General features: G+C 67.3%; 18 protein-coding genes. 12 read left to right on the top strand and 6 right to left on the bottom strand.

From position 1 onward, the window contains the following. Positions 1-113: 113 nt before the first annotated feature. Complete coding sequence (locus LX13_RS21865; RefSeq protein ID WP_253663402.1) at positions 114-2,963, top strand: DNA translocase FtsK; 2,850 nt, start codon at positions 114-116, stop codon at positions 2,961-2,963. A 253-nt stretch (positions 2,964-3,216) separates the two neighbouring features. Next, complete coding sequence (locus LX13_RS21860; RefSeq protein WP_253663401.1) at positions 3,217-4,221, top strand: TerC family protein; 1,005 nt, start codon at positions 3,217-3,219, stop codon at positions 4,219-4,221. 62 nt (positions 4,222-4,283) lie between these two features. Here LX13_RS21860 and LX13_RS21855 read toward each other — a convergent pair whose 3' ends face one another. Beyond that, positions 4,284-4,568 (bottom strand): YciI family protein, encoded by a 285-nt coding sequence (locus tag LX13_RS21855; protein WP_253663400.1) that lies wholly within the window; start codon positions 4,566-4,568, stop codon positions 4,284-4,286. A 48-nt stretch (positions 4,569-4,616) separates the two neighbouring features. Next, on the bottom strand, positions 4,617-5,135 hold the full coding sequence (locus LX13_RS21850) for an amino-acid N-acetyltransferase (protein WP_253663399.1): 519 nt from the start codon (positions 5,133-5,135) through the stop codon (positions 4,617-4,619). A 182-nt stretch (positions 5,136-5,317) separates the two neighbouring features. Here LX13_RS21850 and pgsA point away from each other — a divergent pair, with 182 nt between their 5' ends. The 8 genes from pgsA to LX13_RS21810 all read left to right on the top strand — a co-directional run bounded on the left by pgsA (position 5,318) and on the right by LX13_RS21810 (position 11,055). After that, a complete protein-coding gene (gene pgsA / locus LX13_RS21845; protein ID WP_253663398.1) occupies positions 5,318-5,956 on the top strand; it encodes a CDP-diacylglycerol--glycerol-3-phosphate 3-phosphatidyltransferase in 639 nt (212 codons plus the stop codon). A 93-nt stretch (positions 5,957-6,049) separates the two neighbouring features. Further along, the gene (locus tag LX13_RS21840) at positions 6,050-6,355 is read left to right on the top strand and encodes a helix-turn-helix domain-containing protein (protein ID WP_188492275.1); all 306 of its coding nucleotides are present in this window, start codon (positions 6,050-6,052) and stop codon (positions 6,353-6,355) included. 169 nt (positions 6,356-6,524) lie between these two features. After that, the gene (locus LX13_RS21835) at positions 6,525-7,328 is read left to right on the top strand and encodes a PspA/IM30 family protein (protein ID WP_253663397.1); all 804 of its coding nucleotides are present in this window, start codon (positions 6,525-6,527) and stop codon (positions 7,326-7,328) included. A 139-nt stretch (positions 7,329-7,467) separates the two neighbouring features. Beyond that, positions 7,468-7,656, top strand: coding sequence for a hypothetical protein (locus LX13_RS21830; protein WP_253663396.1), 189 nt, complete (start codon positions 7,468-7,470; stop codon positions 7,654-7,656). A gap of 26 nt (positions 7,657-7,682) precedes the next feature. Beyond that, positions 7,683-8,861: a glycosyltransferase gene (locus tag LX13_RS21825; protein WP_253663395.1), complete on the top strand. Its 1,179-nt coding sequence runs from the start codon at positions 7,683-7,685 to the stop codon at positions 8,859-8,861. An 11-nt stretch (positions 8,862-8,872) separates the two neighbouring features. Next, positions 8,873-9,067, top strand: coding sequence for a DUF3046 domain-containing protein (locus tag LX13_RS21820; RefSeq protein ID WP_253663394.1), 195 nt, complete (start codon positions 8,873-8,875; stop codon positions 9,065-9,067). Positions 9,068-9,377: 310 nt separating this feature from the next. After that, positions 9,378-10,424 (top strand): recombinase RecA, encoded by a 1,047-nt coding sequence (recA, locus tag LX13_RS21815; RefSeq protein WP_253663393.1) that lies wholly within the window; start codon positions 9,378-9,380, stop codon positions 10,422-10,424. A 13-nt stretch (positions 10,425-10,437) separates the two neighbouring features. Continuing rightward, complete coding sequence (locus tag LX13_RS21810) at positions 10,438-11,055, top strand: regulatory protein RecX (RefSeq protein WP_253663392.1); 618 nt, start codon at positions 10,438-10,440, stop codon at positions 11,053-11,055. Positions 11,056-11,083: 28 nt separating this feature from the next. Here LX13_RS21810 and LX13_RS21805 read toward each other — a convergent pair whose 3' ends face one another. From LX13_RS21805 to gluA, 4 genes are read right to left on the bottom strand one after another with little or no spacing between them, the layout of a single operon-like run. Continuing rightward, on the bottom strand, positions 11,084-11,962 hold the full coding sequence (locus tag LX13_RS21805) for an amino acid ABC transporter permease (protein ID WP_253663391.1): 879 nt from the start codon (positions 11,960-11,962) through the stop codon (positions 11,084-11,086). 31 nt (positions 11,963-11,993) lie between these two features. Further along, positions 11,994-12,677 (bottom strand): amino acid ABC transporter permease, encoded by a 684-nt coding sequence (locus tag LX13_RS21800; RefSeq protein WP_253663390.1) that lies wholly within the window; start codon positions 12,675-12,677, stop codon positions 11,994-11,996. Beyond that, positions 12,674-13,705, bottom strand: a complete 1,032-nt coding sequence (locus LX13_RS21795) for a glutamate ABC transporter substrate-binding protein (RefSeq protein ID WP_505011332.1) — start codon at positions 13,703-13,705, stop codon at positions 12,674-12,676. Before LX13_RS21795 ends, LX13_RS21800 begins: the two co-directional genes overlap by 4 nt. Beyond that, on the bottom strand, positions 13,705-14,433 hold the full coding sequence (gluA, locus tag LX13_RS21790; protein WP_253663648.1) for a glutamate ABC transporter ATP-binding protein GluA: 729 nt from the start codon (positions 14,431-14,433) through the stop codon (positions 13,705-13,707). Before gluA ends, LX13_RS21795 begins: the two co-directional genes overlap by 1 nt. 202 nt (positions 14,434-14,635) lie before the next feature. Here gluA and miaB point away from each other — a divergent pair, with 202 nt between their 5' ends. Then, on the top strand, positions 14,636-16,225 hold the full coding sequence (gene miaB, locus LX13_RS21785) for a tRNA (N6-isopentenyl adenosine(37)-C2)-methylthiotransferase MiaB (protein WP_253663388.1): 1,590 nt from the start codon (positions 14,636-14,638) through the stop codon (positions 16,223-16,225). After that, positions 16,222-16,902: an Rv2732c family membrane protein gene (locus tag LX13_RS21780; protein WP_253663387.1), complete on the top strand. Its 681-nt coding sequence runs from the start codon at positions 16,222-16,224 to the stop codon at positions 16,900-16,902. The genes miaB and LX13_RS21780 overlap by 4 nt, the downstream gene beginning before the upstream one ends. Positions 16,903-16,904: the final 2 nt, after the last annotated feature.

Below are 16,904 nucleotides of genomic sequence, written 5' to 3'. Positions count from 1 at the left end.
CGCGGCGAGATCGTGACGCCGAGGAACGGCGTCGGGTCACAAAAGGGACACGCCCCCGGTAACCAGTGAGGCGCGCGAGGCTTATGTGACAGATGCGGTTTATCCTGAGCTGCATGAGCCCCAAGTCCACGGCCCGCGGTTCCACTGCGGCCGCGAAGCGCACATCGTCGGGGTCGTCTACTCGTCGTGCCTCCGGAAAGCCCAGTTCAGCGGCATCGTCGACCCGGTCGCGGTCGGCCTCGACGGCCGGCGGTCGGTCCACCGGTTCCCGCTCCACCGGGTCGCGCGCGACCGGGCGGACCGCCGCCAAGCGGCCTCCGGCGTCGACTCGCTCCACCGGCAGGTCCCAGACCGCCCGTACGGCCACGATCGCGCCGACCGACGAGGCTCCCCGCGGCTCGGTCGTCCGATCGGTGGGCCGCGGCGTCGGGGCCGGGTGGCTGATGATGGCCCGCGGCGTCGGTGGCATGGCCCGCGTCGGATCGTCGTCGCGTGCCGGGGCGCGAACCGCCCGTGCCGACGTCGACGACCGATACGACGATCTCGAGATCCCCGACCTGGACTTCGACGATGACGAACCCGCCCCGGCCGCGTCCGCGGCGACGCCGGCGCCTGAACACACCCACCGCCGCGACGGGGTCGCCCTGGCGTTGATCGCCGCCGCCATCCTGATCGGGGCAAGCGTCTGGTTCCACGCCGCCGGTCCGATCGGTGCCTTCGTCGACACCGCCGTGCGCTCGATCGTCGGGCAGGCCGCGCTGGTCGTGCCCGTGGCGGCCGCGGGTCTGGGCATCGCCCTGATGCGTCGCGGTCCGAATCCGACGCAGCGCGGTCGGCGCATCGGCACCGCGCTGTTGATCGGGCTCCCCGTCCTCGGCCTCTGGCATCTGGTGGCGGGTGCACCCGTGGCGTTCGACGGACGTCTCCGGGCCGGTGGCTTCCTCGGGTTCGCCGCCGCGGGACCGCTCACCAGCGGACTGACGGTCTGGGTGTCCATCCCGATCCTGCTGCTGTGCATCGTGTTCGGTGTGCTCCTCGGTCTGCGGATGACCGTGCGCGAGGCGGTCGACCGGTCGCGTGACTACCTCGGGATCGGCCGGATGCGAGACGACCTCGACGAGCTCGACGACCTGGGTCCGGAGCGTTTCGACGACGACGACCGCTACGCCGACGACCCGGCCGACGCGCCCTACGGCGACGACCCGTACGCGAACTACCCGCCCGACGACACGCTCACCGACATCGCACCGACCACGCGGCTGCGTCGGCGCAGTGGCGTCAGCGCGGGCGACGCCCTGACCGAACCGCTCATCGACGACGGTGACCGCACGGTGCCCGCCGCGGAGGCGGACCGGCCGACCGAGGTGGTGGCTCGTCGCCCCAAGCGCACCTCGGTGCCGAAGAAGCCCGCTCCCGTCGCAGCTCCGCCAACATCGGAGGACGTCGCCGAGTTCGTGGAACGGGCGATCGAGGGTGACTACCGCCTGCCGCCCACGTCGCTGCTCATCGACGGTGAACCGGCAAAGCTGGGCAGCGCGGCCAACGACGACATGATCGACCGGATCACCGCGGTGCTCGAGCAGTTCAAGATCGACGCCGCGGTCACCGGCTTCACCCGGGGACCCACGGTCACCCGGTACGAGGTCGAGCTCGGTCCCGGCGTGAAGGTCGAGAAGATCACCGCGCTGGCCCGCAACATCGCCTACGCGGCGGCCACCGACAACGTCCGTCTGCTGGCCCCCATCCCGGGCAAGTCGGCCGTGGGCATCGAGGTGCCCAACAGCGACCGCGAGATGGTCCGTCTCGCCGACGTGCTCAAGGACCCCTCGACCCGTAAGGACTCCCATCCGCTGGTCATCGGCCTGGGCAAGAACATCGAGGGTGAGTTCGTCAGCGCCAATCTGGCGAAGATGCCGCACCTGTTGGTCGCCGGTTCGACCGGGTCGGGCAAGTCCAGCTTCGTGAACTCGATGTTGGTGTCGCTGCTGACCCGTGCGACACCCGACGACGTCCGGATGATCCTCATCGACCCCAAGATGGTGGAACTGACGCCCTACGAGGGCATCCCGCACCTGATCACGCCCATCATCACCGAGCCGAAGAAGGCCGCCGCGGCGCTGGCCTGGCTGGTCGAGGAGATGGAGCAGCGCTATCAGGACATGAAGGCCTCGCGGGTCCGCCACATCGACGACTTCAACTCCAAGGTGCGTTCCGGCGAGATCAGCACCCCACTGGGATCCGAGCGCGTCTATCGCCCGTACCCGTACATCCTCGCCATCGTCGACGAGCTCGCCGACCTGATGATGACCGCACCGAAGGACGTCGAGGACGCGATCGTCCGCATCACCCAGAAGGCCCGTGCCGCCGGCATCCACCTCGTGCTGGCCACCCAGCGCCCGTCGGTCGACGTCGTCACCGGTCTGATCAAGACCAACGTCCCGTCGCGCCTGGCCTTCGCCACCTCGTCGCTGACCGACTCGCGCGTCATCCTCGACCAGCCCGGCGCGGAGAAGCTGATCGGTATGGGCGACGGCCTGTTCATCCCGATGGGCGCCAACCGTGCGATCCGCATGCAGGGTGCGTTCATCACCGACGAGGAGATCTCGGCGGTCGTCGAGTTCGCCAAGGAACAGGGCGACCCGCAGTACCAGGAAGGCGTCACCGCGCAGAAGGTCGCGGACTCCAAGGACATCGACGGCGACATCGGCGGCGACCTCGACGACCTGTTGCAGGCCATCGAGCTCGTCGTGAGCAGTCAGTTCGGATCGACGTCGATGCTGCAGCGCAAACTACGCGTCGGGTTCGCCAAGGCGGGCCGGTTGATGGACCTGATGGAGACCCGCGGGGTCGTCGGCCCGAGCGAGGGGTCGAAGGCGCGCGAGGTGTTGGTCAAGCCGGAGGATCTCGCCGGGGTCATCGCCTCGATCAACGGCGGCGTGGCGGGCGGCGACGACTCCGACTGAACACCTCGTGACGGATTTGCCCGAACCCGAAAGCCCCTGACCTGTGCATGTGGCAGCACCGTCGGCCCAAAGGTAAAGTAAATTTTGCTTTCGAGGGGAGTATCCCTGTCGCGGCGATCTCGTCAATACGTTCGTCACCGGACCGGTGCCATCACCGGGACCATGTGGCGTTCCGGGACGTCGGCCGAGTGGTCAGCCACACGGCGGGAGAGACCTCTGGCACCCGTGTTCGGTCAGCTGGAGGATTTTCTGTATGAACGTGTCCGCAACAACCTGGATCATCACCCTCGTGGTGATCCTCGGGTTGTTCATCTTCGACTTCTTCGCCCACGTGCGTACGCCACACGCCCCGTCGCTCAAGGAGTCCGGCGCCTGGTCGGCGGTCTACATCACGATCGCCCTGATCTTCGGCGGCTTCGTCTGGTGGCAGTGGGGTGGGACCTACGGCGGTGAGTACTACGCCGGATTCGTCACCGAGAAGGCGCTGTCGGTCGACAACCTGTTCGTGTTCGTCATCATCATGGCGAAGTTCGCGGTCCCCAGGGAGTACCAGCAGAAGGTGCTGCTCCTCGGCATCGTGATGGCCCTGGTCATGCGCGGCGGCTTCATCGCCGTCGGTGCGGCCGCGATCAACGCCTACAGCTGGGTCTTCTACCTGTTCGGCGCGTTCCTGATCTACACCGCCGTCAAGCTCATCCGCGAGGCCACGTCGTCCGAGGACGACGAGGAGGAAGGCGACAGCGCGATCATGCGCTTCGTCAAGCGCTACCTGCGGACCACCGACGAGTACAACAGCGACAAGCTGTTCACCAAGGTCAACGGCAAGCGTCTCGCCACCCCGATGCTGATGGTCCTCATCGTCATCGGCTTCACCGACGTTCTCTTCGCGCTGGACTCGATCCCGGCGATCTACGGCCTGACCACCGAGCCGTACATCGTCTTCACGGCGAACGCGTTCGCCCTGATGGGTCTGCGTCAGCTGTTCTTCCTGCTCGACGGACTCCTCGATCGCCTGGTGTTCCTGTCGTGGGGCCTGTCGATCATCCTCGGCTTCATCGGTGTGAAGCTCGTGCTGCACGCACTGCACGAGAACACCCTGCCGTTCCTCAACGGAGGCGAACACATCAAGGTCCCGGAGATCTCGACCGGACTGTCGCTGGGCATCATCGTCGGCGTCCTGGTGATCACCACGGTGGCCAGCCTCGTCAAGGCCAAGTCGAACGACAAGAAGGAACAGGAAGAGGTCTCGAGCACCTGATCGCGGCCGACGATCGCGTCGCGGACCCCGCCCACCTCACGGTGGCGCGGGGTTCGCCCGTCTCAGGGGGCGAGAGGCCCGAAGAGCGGCTTCCACTCCGTGACCCGGGTCCCCGCGATCGCGTCGACGTCGGAGAACGGGTCCTGGGTCAGGATCGTCGCGAGCGCGTCGGCGTCGTCGGCGCGAAATATCAGCAGGGCGCCGCTCCCGTCGGGGTACGGGCCGGACTCGAGGACGGTGCCCTCGTCGACCAGGCGGGCCAGCCACGCCCGGTGGTCGGACCGGTGCTCGTCGCGCAGGCCGGTGGTGGTCTCGGAGTACGTGTACTCCACTGCGAACACGGTCATCGTGTGTTCTCCGTTCCCCGGCGATCGCCGGCGGTAGGGCCGGGCGGGCTAGAGCGCGGCGATCATGCGGGTGTTGCCCAGGGTGTTGGGTTTGACGTAGCTCAGGTCCAGGAACTCGGCGACACCGGCGTCGTACGAGCGGCACATCTCCTCGTACACCTCGGCGGTCACCGGGGTGCCGTCGATCTCGGTGAAACCGTGCCGGGCGAAGAAGTGGGTCTCGAAGGTCAACACGAAGACCCGCGTCAGTTGCAGTTCACGCGCCACGTCCATCAGCCGTGCGACGAGTCGGTGGCCGATGCCCCGCCCGGCGTGGGAGGTGTCCACGGCCACCGTGCGCACCTCGCCGAGGTCGGCCCACAACACGTGCAGCGCACCGCATCCCACGATCACGCCGTCGATCTCGGCGACCCAGAACTCCTGCACCGCCTCGTACAACGTGACGAGGTTCTTCTCCAGCAGGATCCGGCCCGCGTACTGGTCGATGACCTCTTTGATGCGCGGGACGTCGGAGGTACGAGCCCTGCGAACCACCATGTCGGTGCCGGCGGAGTCGTCGTCTGCCATGCGAGCACAGTAGTACGGTCGCACCGGTTCGAGGACACATGGCCGCGTGCAGGTGGACCTGCGCGGTCGGGTGGGGTGATGCACGGATATTCTGACCGAGTGGGTGATCTGCGACGCATGGACGCGCGACCGCGATGTCGTGACGCCGCGGCATCGGTACCGATGCGCGGTGGGTGCGTGCGATGACCGATCGCCTGCGGAACTCGATGAAGCCGACCGACGCGGATCCGATCGCCGATCCGGTCAGCAACGTCCCCATCGTGAACATCGCCAACATCCTCACCGTCTTCCGCATCGTGCTGGTCCCGGTGTTCCTGGCCGCACTGTTCGCCGACGGTGGTCACAACCCGTGGTGGCGGGTGGCGGCCTGGGCCGTGTTCGCCCTGGCCGCGATCACCGACCGATACGACGGTCGGATCGCCCGGCAGCGTGGTCTGATCACCGACTTCGGCAAGATGGCCGACCCCATCGCCGACAAGGCCCTCATCGGTTCCGCACTGGTGGCGCTCTCGCTGCTGGGGGACCTGAACTGGGCGATCACCGCGGTGATCATCGCGCGCGAGGTCGGGGTGACGCTCCTGCGGTTCTGGGTGCTGCGCCACGGGGTGATCCCGGCCAGTCGCGGCGGCAAACTCAAGACTCTGTTGCAGGTGGTGGCGATCGGGCTCTACATCCTGCCGCTGCCGGGCCCGCTGCACTGGATCGCCGTCGCGGTGATGGTCGCGGCGATCGTGGCCACCGTCATCACCGGCTTCGACTACGTGTGGCGCGCGGTACGCCTCCGGGCCGAGGGCACGGCGCGCGCACGTGACGCCGGGTGAACCGATCTCGGCGGATCAACGAGAATAGGACGGGGATCGGGAACTGTATCGACCCTCGCCGCGTTGAACCCGGAGTACGTGAGGAGGACTCAAATGGCAGTGCTACTTCGTGAGGCTCTGGGTGGCAGTCTGCGCCGGGTCCGGACGGATCAGGGACGCACACTGCGCGAGGTGTCGAGCAACGCCCGGGTGAGCCTCGGGTATCTGTCCGAGATCGAGCGTGGTCAGAAAGAGGCGTCGAGCGAACTGCTCGCCGCCATCTGTGATGCGCTCGACGTGGAGATCGCCGAGGTGTTGCTCGATGTCGGCAACTCGCTCAAGCTGCGGACGACCATCGCCGAGGACACGCGCGTCGTGATCCCGGCCCCCACCGACTCCTCCACCCTCACCGCGGCCTGAGACCGCGGCACGCCGTCGGCGATCGCCCACACGAGCCCGGAGTCAACCGCGCCGGTGTGCGTCGGTCACGGCCACGCCCGGGTGCCGAGCGGCTAGATTGGTGCCAAGCAGATCCGTCCGTGGATCGGGGCGGGGCCTCCGATCCGGTAATCGAGAGATCGAGGAACCAATGGCAAACCCATTCGTGAAGGCCTGGCGGTACATGATGGCGTACGGCAACGCCACGATCGACGAGAAGGCCGACCCCAAGATCCAGATCCAGCAGGCCATCGAGGACGCCCAGCGTCAGCACCAGGCGCTGTCGCAGCAGGCCGCCGCCGTGATCGGCAACCAGCGCCAGCTCGAGATGAAGCTGAACCGCCAGCTCGGCGAGGTGGAGAAGCTCGGGGCCAACACGCGACAGGCCATCACCCTGGCCGATCAGGCGACCGCCAACGGCGATACCGCCAAGTCGCTCGAGTACAGCAACGCCGCAGAGGCCTTCGCCGCGCAGCTGGTGACCGCCGAGCAGAGTGTCGAGGACCTCAAGAACCTGCACGACCAGTCATTGCAGGCGGCGACACAGGCCAAGAAGGCGGTCGAGCAGAACTCGATGATGTTGCAGCAGAAGCTCGCCGAGCGCACCAAGCTCCTCAGCCAGCTCGAGCAGGCGAAGATGCAGGAACAGGTGTCGTCCTCGCTGCAGCAGATGAGTGAGCTGTCGGCGCCGGGGAACACCCCCAATCTCGAACAGGTCCGCGAGAAGATCGAGCGTCGTTACGCGACGGCGCTCGGTTCGGCGGAGCTGTCGCGCAACACCGTCGGCGGTCGGATGATGGAGGTCCAGCAGGCGACGGTGCAGATGGCGGGACACTCCCGGCTCGAGGAGATCCGCGCGAAGATGCAGAACGAGGCGATCTCGGGTCCGAGCGCCTCGACGCCGGCCGTCGAGCAGGGCAACCCGGATCTGCGCAAGCGCCCCGAGCAGTCCTGACGTATCTCGTCCACCCCCGTCAGGGTCATCCCTGATCTTTCCCCCGTCTTCGCTCCGCAGCGGTGACGCGGCGTGTCCGCGCTGCCACCCTGGATGCATCGGGCCGGTATCCGACCGGCGCGGGCAAAGGAGAGATGTCATGTGGTGGAAGATCGCACTCGCAATCGTGGTGGTGTGGTTGTTCTTCGGTCTGATCGTGGCGGCGGTGAAGGGATTCGTCGCCGTCGCGGTCATCGGTCTGCTCGCCGTCGGTGCGTTCACCGTCGTGAAGTGGTTCGGCCGATCGGGTGAATCGTCCGAGAAGTTGTCGGGTCCGCCGACGATCTAGCAGGATCTCACGGAAGGAACGCATCGGTGCGGATCGCGATCGTCGCAGGACCCGATGCGGGACACGCCATCCCGGCGATCGCCCTCGCGCAGCGGCTCGTCGCGGCAGGGGAGTCGGTCACGGTGTTCACCGGGACGGCGTGGCTCCCCGGCACCGGACCGACGCGGCCGATCCCCGACGGCGTCGCGGTGGCCGAACTGCCGGGTCTCGACGTCCTCGACACCGAGGACGACTCCGACGCCGGCGCCAAGCTCAGCGTCCGCGCGGCACGGATGTGCACCGAACTCGTCCCGGTCCTGCAGGCCGACCCGGTCGATCTGGTGATCTGCGACGTCATCACCGTCTGCGGCGGATGGGCCGCCGAGCGTCTCGGCATCCCGTGGATCGAGTTGTCACCCCACCCGCTCTACGAACCGTCGGTCGGTCTGCCGCCGATCGGCAGCGGACTGGCCCCGGGGACCGGACTGTCGGGCCGACTGCGGGATCGCCTGATGCGGGCCGCGACGACACGCTCACGGGCACAGGGGGACCGCCAGCGGGGAGCCGCCCGTGAATCGATCGGCCTGCCCGCCGCGTCCCCCGGACCGGCGGCACGACTCGTCGCCACACTCCCGGCACTCGAGGTCCCCCGCCCGGACTGGCCCGCGGACGCACACGTCGTCGGCCCCCTGCTCTGGGAGCCGACCCGGCAGGTGTTCACCCCGCCGGACGGAACAGGGCCGCTGGTCGTCGTCGCGCCGTCCACCGCCACGACCGGGGTCGCCGACCTCGTCGACACCGCACTCGAGGCCCTCGATCCCACCCACACCGGCGTCGCCGTGCGCGTGGTGATCTCGGCGCTGCGACACGGCGATCGGACGTTGCCGCCCTGGGCGGTCGCGGGCACGGGCCGCCAGGACGCCCTGCTCGCGCACGCCGACCTCGTCGTCTGCGGTGGGGGACACGGGATGCTCGCGAAGTCGTTGCTCGCCGGCGTACCCGTGGTGACCGTCCCCGGCGGCGGCGATCAGTGGGAACTCGCCAACCGGGTGGTCCGCCAGGGTGGTGGCGCGCTCGTGCGCCCGTTGGACACCGAGACCCTGCGGGCGGCATGCCTGGCTGTCCTGGCCGATCCCGACACGGCGGCCGCGGCACGCCGTGCCGCCGACGGTGCGGCCGACCTCGCCGACCCGGTCGCGGTGTGCCGATCGGTGATCGACGACTAACCTCGACGGCGATGCGTCTCACCGAGTTCTCCGAGCTGATGCAGACCGAGTTCGGCAGCCTCACCGCCGATTCGATGCTGCGCGACCACGTGCTGATCGACTTCGGCGGCCGCACGGGTGCCGAGGCCCTCGAGGCCGGCATCGACCCGAAGCTGGTCTGGGTCGCCCTCTGTCGCGAGTTCGACGTCCCCCGCGAACGCTGGTGACGGTCGCCGGTCCACCCTCGTGGGTCGGATCGGCGACACCCCGGCGTGTCACGGCGTCACGTGCTTGCATCGAACAGATGTTCGCCTAGTCTGGGGTTGTTCGAACACGTGACCTCCACCGAGGTGACCGCCGGATCTCTCCACAGATGCTGTTCATCCACAGCACGTCGTGAGGATTTTCCGCCGCTGTCGGTGGTCCGGTTTAGCGTGACGCACACCGACGATCGCAGTGGCGATCCGCAGGCCACCTCATGCCGATGACCATCGGTGGAGAACAACCACCGATGAACCGATGATCAGGAGACACCCCATGGCAGGATCGCAGGATCGCGAGAAGGCGCTGGATCTGGCGCTGGCGCAGATCGACAAGAACTTCGGCAAGGGCTCGGTGATGCGCCTGGGCGACGAGGTCCGTGCGCCGATCGAGGTGATCCCCACCGGGTCGATCGCCCTCGACGTCGCGCTGGGTATCGGCGGGCTGCCCCGCGGCCGTGTCGTGGAGATCTACGGCCCGGAGTCCTCGGGTAAGACCACCGTCGCGCTGCACGCGGTGGCCAACGCGCAGGCCAACGGCGGCATCGCCGCCTTCATCGACGCCGAGCACGCGCTCGACCCCGACTACGCGCAGAAGCTCGGTGTCGACACCGACGCGCTGCTGGTGTCGCAGCCCGACACCGGTGAGCAGGCCCTCGAGATCGCCGACATGCTGATCCGCTCCGGCGCGCTGGACATCCTGGTCATCGACTCCGTCGCGGCGCTCGTGCCCCGCGCCGAGATCGAGGGCGAGATGGGCGACAGCCACGTCGGCCTGCAGGCACGTCTGATGAGCCAGGCGCTGCGCAAGATCACCGGCGCCATGAGCAACTCGGGCACGACGGTCATCTTCATCAACCAGCTGCGCGAGAAGATCGGCGTCATGTTCGGCTCGCCGGAGACCACCACGGGCGGCAAGGCGTTGAAGTTCTACGCGTCGGTCCGCCTCGACATCCGTCGTATCGAGACCCTCAAGGACGGCACCGACGCCGTGGGCAACCGCACCCGCGTCAAGGTCGTCAAGAACAAGGTGTCGCCGCCGTTCAAGCAGGCCGAGTTCGACATCCTCTACGGCCACGGGATCAGCAAGGAGGGCTCGCTGATCGATCTCGGCGTCACCGAGGGATTCATCCGTAAGTCCGGCTCGTGGTTCACCTACGAGGGTGACCAGCTCGGACAGGGCAAGGAGAACGCCCGCAAGTTCCTGCTCGAGAACGTCGACGTCCGTGACGAGATCGAGAAGAAGATCAAGGAGAAGCTGGGTATCGGTGCGGTCCTGACCGCCGACGACACGATCCCGGCTCCGGCACCCATCGACTTCTGATCCTGCGCACATCATGACGGACCCGGATGTCCGAGCGCGTCTCGACGACGCGACCCGCGAGATCCTCGCCCGTACCGAGCAGACCTCCCTGCCGACGACGCCGAACCCGGCGCCGTCGGCAGGGTCGTCTCGCAATGCACAGGGCGGCGGTGCGAGCGCCTACGACAGCGCCCTGCGGCTGCTCGGGGTCCGGGCCCGCAGTCGTCACGAGCTCCGTACCCGACTTCTCGACAAGGACTTCGAGCCGACCGAGGTCGACACCGTTCTCGACCGGCTCGCCGGCGTCGGTCTCGTCGACGACCGCGATTTCGCCCACCAGTGGGTCCGTGCCCGACACACCTACAGCGCCAAGGGACGTACCGCCCTGCGCCACGAACTGCGCACGAAGGGAGTCGATCCCGGCGTCATCGCCGAGGCGCTGGGCACCATCGACGACGACGACGAACGCACCCGGGCCGCGGAGTTGCTCGAGAAGAAGATCGGACGCGTTCCGGTCGACGCACTCGACGACCCGGCCGAACGCAACAAACATCTCCGGCGGCTCGTCGGCATGCTCGCCCGGCGCGGTTACGGTCCAGGGATCGCGATGGAACTGGTCCGCACCGCGCTCGACGAGCGCCGCCGCAACTGAGAGCCTCGGCGCTCGTCGCCGGCCGGACTCACTTCCCGATGGCCACACCCGGGATCGCGTCCTGCTCGGTGGGCAGGTCGTCGGATTTGGCCCGTTTGCCCTGGCGGAGTCGTCGCTCGACGTTGGTCGCGAGAGTGGACAACGTGAAGTTGATGATGATCATCACGATCGCCACCACGACCAGCGCAGGCAGATAGTTGCCGTAGTACGACGCCGACTGGATGCCCGAGCGGACCACCTCGATGTAGCCGATCACATAGCCCAGCGCGCTGTCTTTCAAGGCGATGACCATCTGCGAGATGAGAGCCGGAAGCATGGCGGTGACCGCCTGGGGGAGCAGGATCAGTCGCATCAACTGAGACTTGCGCAGCCCCAACGAGTTCGCGGCCTCCGCCTGGCCGGACGGCAGCGAGTTGATGCCTGATCGGATGATCTCGGCGATGACCGAACCGTTGTAGAGGGTCAGCCCGGTGACCACCGCGGCCAGAGCCAGTTGTTGCGATGGGAACACCGCGTATTTGGCGAACAGGTAGTAGGCGAAGATGATCAGGATCAGAACCGGGATGGCCCGGAAGAACTCCGCGACCGCGCCACTGAGCCATCGGGTCGCCCGGTGGTCGGAGAGTCGACCGATGCCGAGTACGGCCCCCAGGATCAGCGCGAAGACGATCGACAACGCCGCTGCCTTCAACGTGCCCCACAAGCCGGGCAGCAGGTAGGTCGTCCAGGTGTTGCCCTCGATGAACGGCTTCCACTTCTCCGAGGTCAACTGATCATTGCCGGCAAGCGTGACGATCACGAAGACCGCCACAGCCACGAGGATGATGCCGAAGATCGCCGCGATCCCCACGTTACGACGGCGGGCGCGGGGCCCGGGCGCGTCGTAGAGAACCGTCGCGCCGCTCATCGTGTGCCGCCCGTCATCGTGTGACTGCCGTTCATCGCTTGACCGCCAATCTCTTTGCGAAGTAACCGAACACGAAGCCCTCGAGCAGCGTGATGATCATGAATCCGATCGCGATGATGACGAAGATCGCGACGATCTGATCGGCATGGTTCTCGATCTGCTCCTTCATCAGCAGCGAGGCCTCGGCCACGCCGATGGCCGAGGCGATGGTTGTGTTCTTGGTGAGTGCGATCAGCACACTGCCCATCGGTCCGATCACCGACCGCGTCGCCTGGGGCAGCACGATGGTGCCGAACACCCGGCTGAAACCGAGACCCAACGAGCGTGCCGCCTCGGCCTGGCCGAGCGGCACGGTGTTGAAACCGGAACGCAACGTCTCGCACACGAAGGTGGACGTGTAGATCACGAACCCCAGCACCGCGAGCCAGAAATTGTTGTTCTCGATGAAGTTCTCGTTCTCCGGCGCGAGTGTCAGACCGAGGTTCTGATAGAGCCCGATCGAGCAGAAGATGATGATCAGCGTGAGCGGTGTGTTCCGGACAACGTTCACGTAGGACGTCCCGAACAGCCGCATCACCGGTACCGGGGACACCCGCATCCCGGCGAGGATCGTGCCCCACACCAGCGACCCGACGGCCGCGAAGAAGGTCAGCTTGATCGTGACCCAGTACGCGGGCCACAGTTCGGGACCTATGTCGCTCCACAGTTCGTTCATGACAGACCCGCCGGACACGGCGTCGACTTCGAGTCGAGGAACGACAGATCGCCGGGTTTCGGGGTGAACGTGAACGGTGAGTCCGGCGCGTCGGCCCGCTTCATCAACGTGTCGACCTCTTCGTCACCGACGGACTCGCGCAGCGCGCGTTCCCACGGCGACGACCCCGAGCCATCCGGCGTGAGCATCTTGTCCAGCGCCTTGTTGGCGGCGGTCACGTTGGCCGGGTAGTTCTTCGGCATGCCGATGCCGTACCGCTCGGTGGAGAACGGTGCGCCCTCCTTGCGGAGCGCCTTCTTCCCGGACGAGGTGACGCAGGCGTCCTTGGGGTAGGTCATGTCGACGATCTTGAACTGATCGTCGTAGATGTCGAAGTTGGCGAAGCCGGCGAGGATGACCTCGTCGGTGGTCAACGCGTCGATCTTCTTCAACCTCAGCGCCTCCACACAACCGGAGTAGGAGTCGTACTCCTGCAACTGGATGCGGGGGAGCTGCGCCTTGACGTTCTGCGCCGACGTCGAGCCGGTCACCGAACAGAGCTTCTTGCCCTTGTCGAGATCGGTGAGCGTGCCGATGCTGTCGTCGTCCTTGCGGACCAGTAGTCCCTGATAGTTCACCAGGTAGGGGCCGGCGAAGGCGACGCGCTCCGAGCGTGCGGCGTTGATCGAGTAGGTGGCGGCGATCATGTCGACCTCGCCGTTCTCGATGAGGGTCTCGCGCTGGGCGGACGGTGTCTCGCGCCAGGTGATCTCGGGATGCTTGACGCCGAGGTCGTCGGCGATCGAGTTGACCACGTATCGCGAGACGAGCGTGTCGAAGCCGGTGAAGTCCTTGCTCGGTTCCCGGAGTCCGAGGCCGGGCTGGTCGTATTTGGTGCCGAGGATGACCGATCCGTTCTTGATCGAGTCGATCAGATCGCGCGGATTGGTGTTGCCGCAGGCGGTCAACGATGCCGCGGTGACGGCGAGTGTCATGGTGAGAATGCCGAGGGTCGACCATCGACGCCGGCGGGGATGTGCAGTCGTCATCAGTGGCCCAGGATCTTGCCGAGGAAGTCACGGGCGCGATCGGATTCGGGCCGGGTGAAGAAGCTCTCCGGATCGGTGTCCTCCACGACCGCTCCGTCGGCCATGAAGATGACGCGATCGGCGGCCTTGCGGGCGAAGCCCATCTCGTGGGTGACCACCACCATGGTCATCCCCTCCTTGGCCAACGACACCATCACGTCGAGGACCTCGTTGACCATCTCCGGGTCGAGCGCGGAGGTGGGCTCGTCGAACAACATCACCTTCGGCTCCATCGCGAGTGACCGCGCGATGGCGACGCGTTGCTGTTGACCGCCGGACAGCTGCGCGGGGTACTTGTCCTTCTGGGCGGCGATGCCGACACGCTCGAGCAGTTCCATCGCGCGCGTGCGTGCCTCGTCCTTGCTCTTGCGACGCACCTTGATCGGCGCCAGCGTGACGTTGTCGAGGATGGTCTTGTGTGCGAAGAGGTTGAACGACTGGAAGACCATGCCGACCTCGGCGCGCAGCGCGGCGAGTCCCTTGCCCTCGGACGGGAGCAGGTCTCCGTCGATGCGGATCTCGCCGTTGTCGATCGGCTCGAGACGGTTGATGGTGCGACACAGCGTCGACTTGCCCGATCCCGACGGACCGAGCACGACGACCACCTGACCGGCGGGGATCTCGAGGTTGATGTCCTTGAGAACGTGGAGTTCACCGAAGTGCTTGTCGACTCCCCGCAGCGAGATCATCGGCGGTCTGTCGGTCTGCGGCGCCGGTGCGGCGGATCCGGGTTGCGAAGCGGTCATGGGTGGCAACCTTACGTTTGCGAGTACCGGAATCGGCGCACAATCACCGCCTTGGGTAACGAAAACTTTACTGTGTCGTCCCCGATCTCGCCGGGCTGCGCGCCCGTGGACGACCACCTCCGATCCGCTGAGTACCCTGGTCACGATGAGTGCCACCGCCATACACAGCCCCCGTGGCGCCGAACGTCCGGCGCCGACGACCGGTGCCACCGGGTCCCCGCGCAGCTACCAGGTCCGCACCTACGGCTGTCAGATGAACGTGCATGATTCCGAGCGCATCTCGGGTCTGTTGGAGGACGCCGGGTACGTCCGTGCCGTCGACGGATCCGACGCGGACCTGGTGGTCTTCAACACCTGTGCGGTGCGCGAGAACGCCGACAACAAGCTCTACGGCAACCTGTCTCACCTGGCGCCGATCAAGGAGCAACGCCCGGACATGCAGATCGCCGTCGGTGGCTGCCTCGCGCAGAAGGACCGTGCGACGGTGGTGGACAAGGCGCCGTGGGTGGACGTGGTGTTCGGTACCCACAACCTCGGGTCCCTGCCCGCCCTGCTCGATCGCGCACGGCACAACGAGACCGCCCAGGTCGAGATCCTCGAATCGCTCCAGGAGTTCCCGTCCACGCTCCCCGCGCGACGGGAGTCGTCCTACGCGGGGTGGGTGTCGGTGTCGGTGGGCTGTAACAACACCTGCACGTTCTGCATCGTTCCCGCGCTGCGCGGCAAGGAGGTCGACCGGCGTCCCGGCGACGTGCTGGCCGAGGTGCAGGCGCTCGTGGACCAGGGCGTCGTCGAGGTCACCCTGCTCGGGCAGAACGTCAACGCCTACGGGATGTCGTTCGCCGACCCGGAGCTCGGACGGTCCCGCTCGGCGTTCGCCGACCTGCTGCGTGCGTGCGGCGACATCGAGGGCCTCGAGCGGGTGCGGTTCACCTCGCCGCATCCGGCGGAGTTCACGACCGATGTCATCGACGCGATGGTGGAGACCCCCAACATCTGCCCGCAACTGCACATGCCGCTGCAGTCGGGGTCCGACCGGATCCTCAAGTCGATGCGTCGCAGCTATCGCCGGACGAAGTTCCTCGCCATCCTCGACGAGGTGCGTGACCGGCTGCCCGACGCCGCCATCACCACCGACATCATCGTGGGTTTCCCGGGGGAGACCGAGGAGGACTTCGAGCAGACCCTCGACCTCGTCGCCCGCGCCCGGTTCACCTCGGCCTTCACCTTCCAGTACTCGCCGCGTCCCGGCACCCCCGCCGCGACGATGACCGATCAGGTACCCAAAGCGGTTGTCACCGAACGGTATCTGCGGCTGACCGCGCTGCAGGACGAGATCTGCCTGGAGGAGAACCGACGCCGGATCGGCTCGACGGTGGAGTTGCTCGTCGTCGCCGACGCCGACGGCAAGAACGGCGGCCGCAAGAACTCCGAGACCAACCGGATCTCCGGCCGCGCCCGGGACGGGCGGCTCGTGCACTTCGTGGGCGACCGCGCGGAGATCCGGGCCGGCGACGTCGTCGAGTCCGTGGTCACCGGCGCGATGCCGCACTACCTGATCGCCGACGGACCGCTGCGCTCGCATCGGCGCACCCGCGCCGGGGACGCGTCGCAGGCGGGACGGACCGCCCAGACACCACCGATCGGTGTCGGGCTGGGCATGCCGACGATCGGCCGAATCGATTCGCCACCCGCAGCAGCGGTCGGCGGCTGTGCAGGAGGATGTGACGTATGAGCGAAGGAACGAATCGGGCGCCGGGAGCGGACGGATCCGACGGGTTCTCCCAGTTCGAGGGGGACCTGCGTCGTGCCGAACGCAAGGTCGCCGGTGAGATCGACCCGGGTGCGCGGGCGGTGGTCGTCGCGGCCGCCGTGCTCGTCGCGATCCTGTCGATGATCCTGCCGCACACCGGGTCGGCGAACGGTATCGACGTCCTCACCTTCGCCGCGGACGCCACGACCGAACGGGTGACGATCACCTCGCGCGTCTTCGTGTTCCTCGTGGTGATCTTCGGTATCGGGTTCTCCATGCTCGCGCTGGTGACCCGCCGATGGGTTCTCGCGTGGATCGCGTTGTGCGGCAGCGCCGTCGGGTGCGTCGCGGGGATGCTCGCCTGGTGGTCGCGCAACACCCCCGGGGTCGACGGCATCGCGCCGCCCCACGGTGTCGGCATCGGTCTCGCGCTGGGATGGCTGGCGATGTTCGTCATCACGTTCCACTGGGCGCGGGTCGTGTGGGCGCGCACGAACTATCAGCTCGCCCTGGAGGAGCGGCGTCGGGCCGACGCCGCGGCCGCCGAGGACCGGGCCCGCGCACTGCAGCGCAACGTCACCCCCACCACCGCGCACACGCGTCCCGCCCCCGAGGATCGACCTGCTTCCGACGACCTGGCCGGACCGCCGTCCGCCTGACC

The organism is Williamsia maris, assembly GCF_024171815.1.
GTDB lineage: Bacteria > Actinomycetota > Actinomycetes > Mycobacteriales > Mycobacteriaceae > Williamsia_A > Williamsia_A maris.
Note: the sequence above shows the minus strand (reverse complement) of the source record. Positions and strands in the feature narration are given on the sequence as shown.

Bases quoted from the DNA above. Each gene is read 5' to 3' on its own strand.
- LX13_RS21865 (WP_253663402.1), top strand. From the start codon at position 114: ATGAGCCCCAAGTCCACGGCCCGCGGTTCCACTGCGGCCGCGAAGCGC.
- LX13_RS21860 (WP_253663401.1), top strand. From the start codon at position 3,217: ATGAACGTGTCCGCAACAACCTGGATCATCACCCTCGTGGTGATCCTC.
- LX13_RS21855 (WP_253663400.1), bottom strand. From the start codon at position 4,568: ATGACCGTGTTCGCAGTGGAGTACACGTACTCCGAGACCACCACCGGC.
- LX13_RS21850 (WP_253663399.1), bottom strand. From the start codon at position 5,135: ATGGCAGACGACGACTCCGCCGGCACCGACATGGTGGTTCGCAGGGCT.
- pgsA (WP_253663398.1), top strand. From the start codon at position 5,318: ATGACCGATCGCCTGCGGAACTCGATGAAGCCGACCGACGCGGATCCG.
- LX13_RS21840 (WP_188492275.1), top strand. From the start codon at position 6,050: ATGGCAGTGCTACTTCGTGAGGCTCTGGGTGGCAGTCTGCGCCGGGTC.
- LX13_RS21835 (WP_253663397.1), top strand. From the start codon at position 6,525: ATGGCAAACCCATTCGTGAAGGCCTGGCGGTACATGATGGCGTACGGC.
- LX13_RS21830 (WP_253663396.1), top strand. From the start codon at position 7,468: ATGTGGTGGAAGATCGCACTCGCAATCGTGGTGGTGTGGTTGTTCTTC.
- LX13_RS21820 (WP_253663394.1), top strand. From the start codon at position 8,873: ATGCGTCTCACCGAGTTCTCCGAGCTGATGCAGACCGAGTTCGGCAGC.
- recA (WP_253663393.1), top strand. From the start codon at position 9,378: ATGGCAGGATCGCAGGATCGCGAGAAGGCGCTGGATCTGGCGCTGGCG.
- LX13_RS21810 (WP_253663392.1), top strand. From the start codon at position 10,438: ATGACGGACCCGGATGTCCGAGCGCGTCTCGACGACGCGACCCGCGAG.
- LX13_RS21805 (WP_253663391.1), bottom strand. From the start codon at position 11,962: ATGAGCGGCGCGACGGTTCTCTACGACGCGCCCGGGCCCCGCGCCCGC.
- LX13_RS21800 (WP_253663390.1), bottom strand. From the start codon at position 12,677: ATGAACGAACTGTGGAGCGACATAGGTCCCGAACTGTGGCCCGCGTAC.
- LX13_RS21795 (WP_505011332.1), bottom strand. From the start codon at position 13,705: ATGACGACTGCACATCCCCGCCGGCGTCGATGGTCGACCCTCGGCATT.
- gluA (WP_253663648.1), bottom strand. From the start codon at position 14,433: ATGATCTCGCTGCGGGGAGTCGACAAGCACTTCGGTGAACTCCACGTT.
- miaB (WP_253663388.1), top strand. From the start codon at position 14,636: ATGAGTGCCACCGCCATACACAGCCCCCGTGGCGCCGAACGTCCGGCG.
- LX13_RS21780 (WP_253663387.1), top strand. From the start codon at position 16,222: ATGAGCGAAGGAACGAATCGGGCGCCGGGAGCGGACGGATCCGACGGG.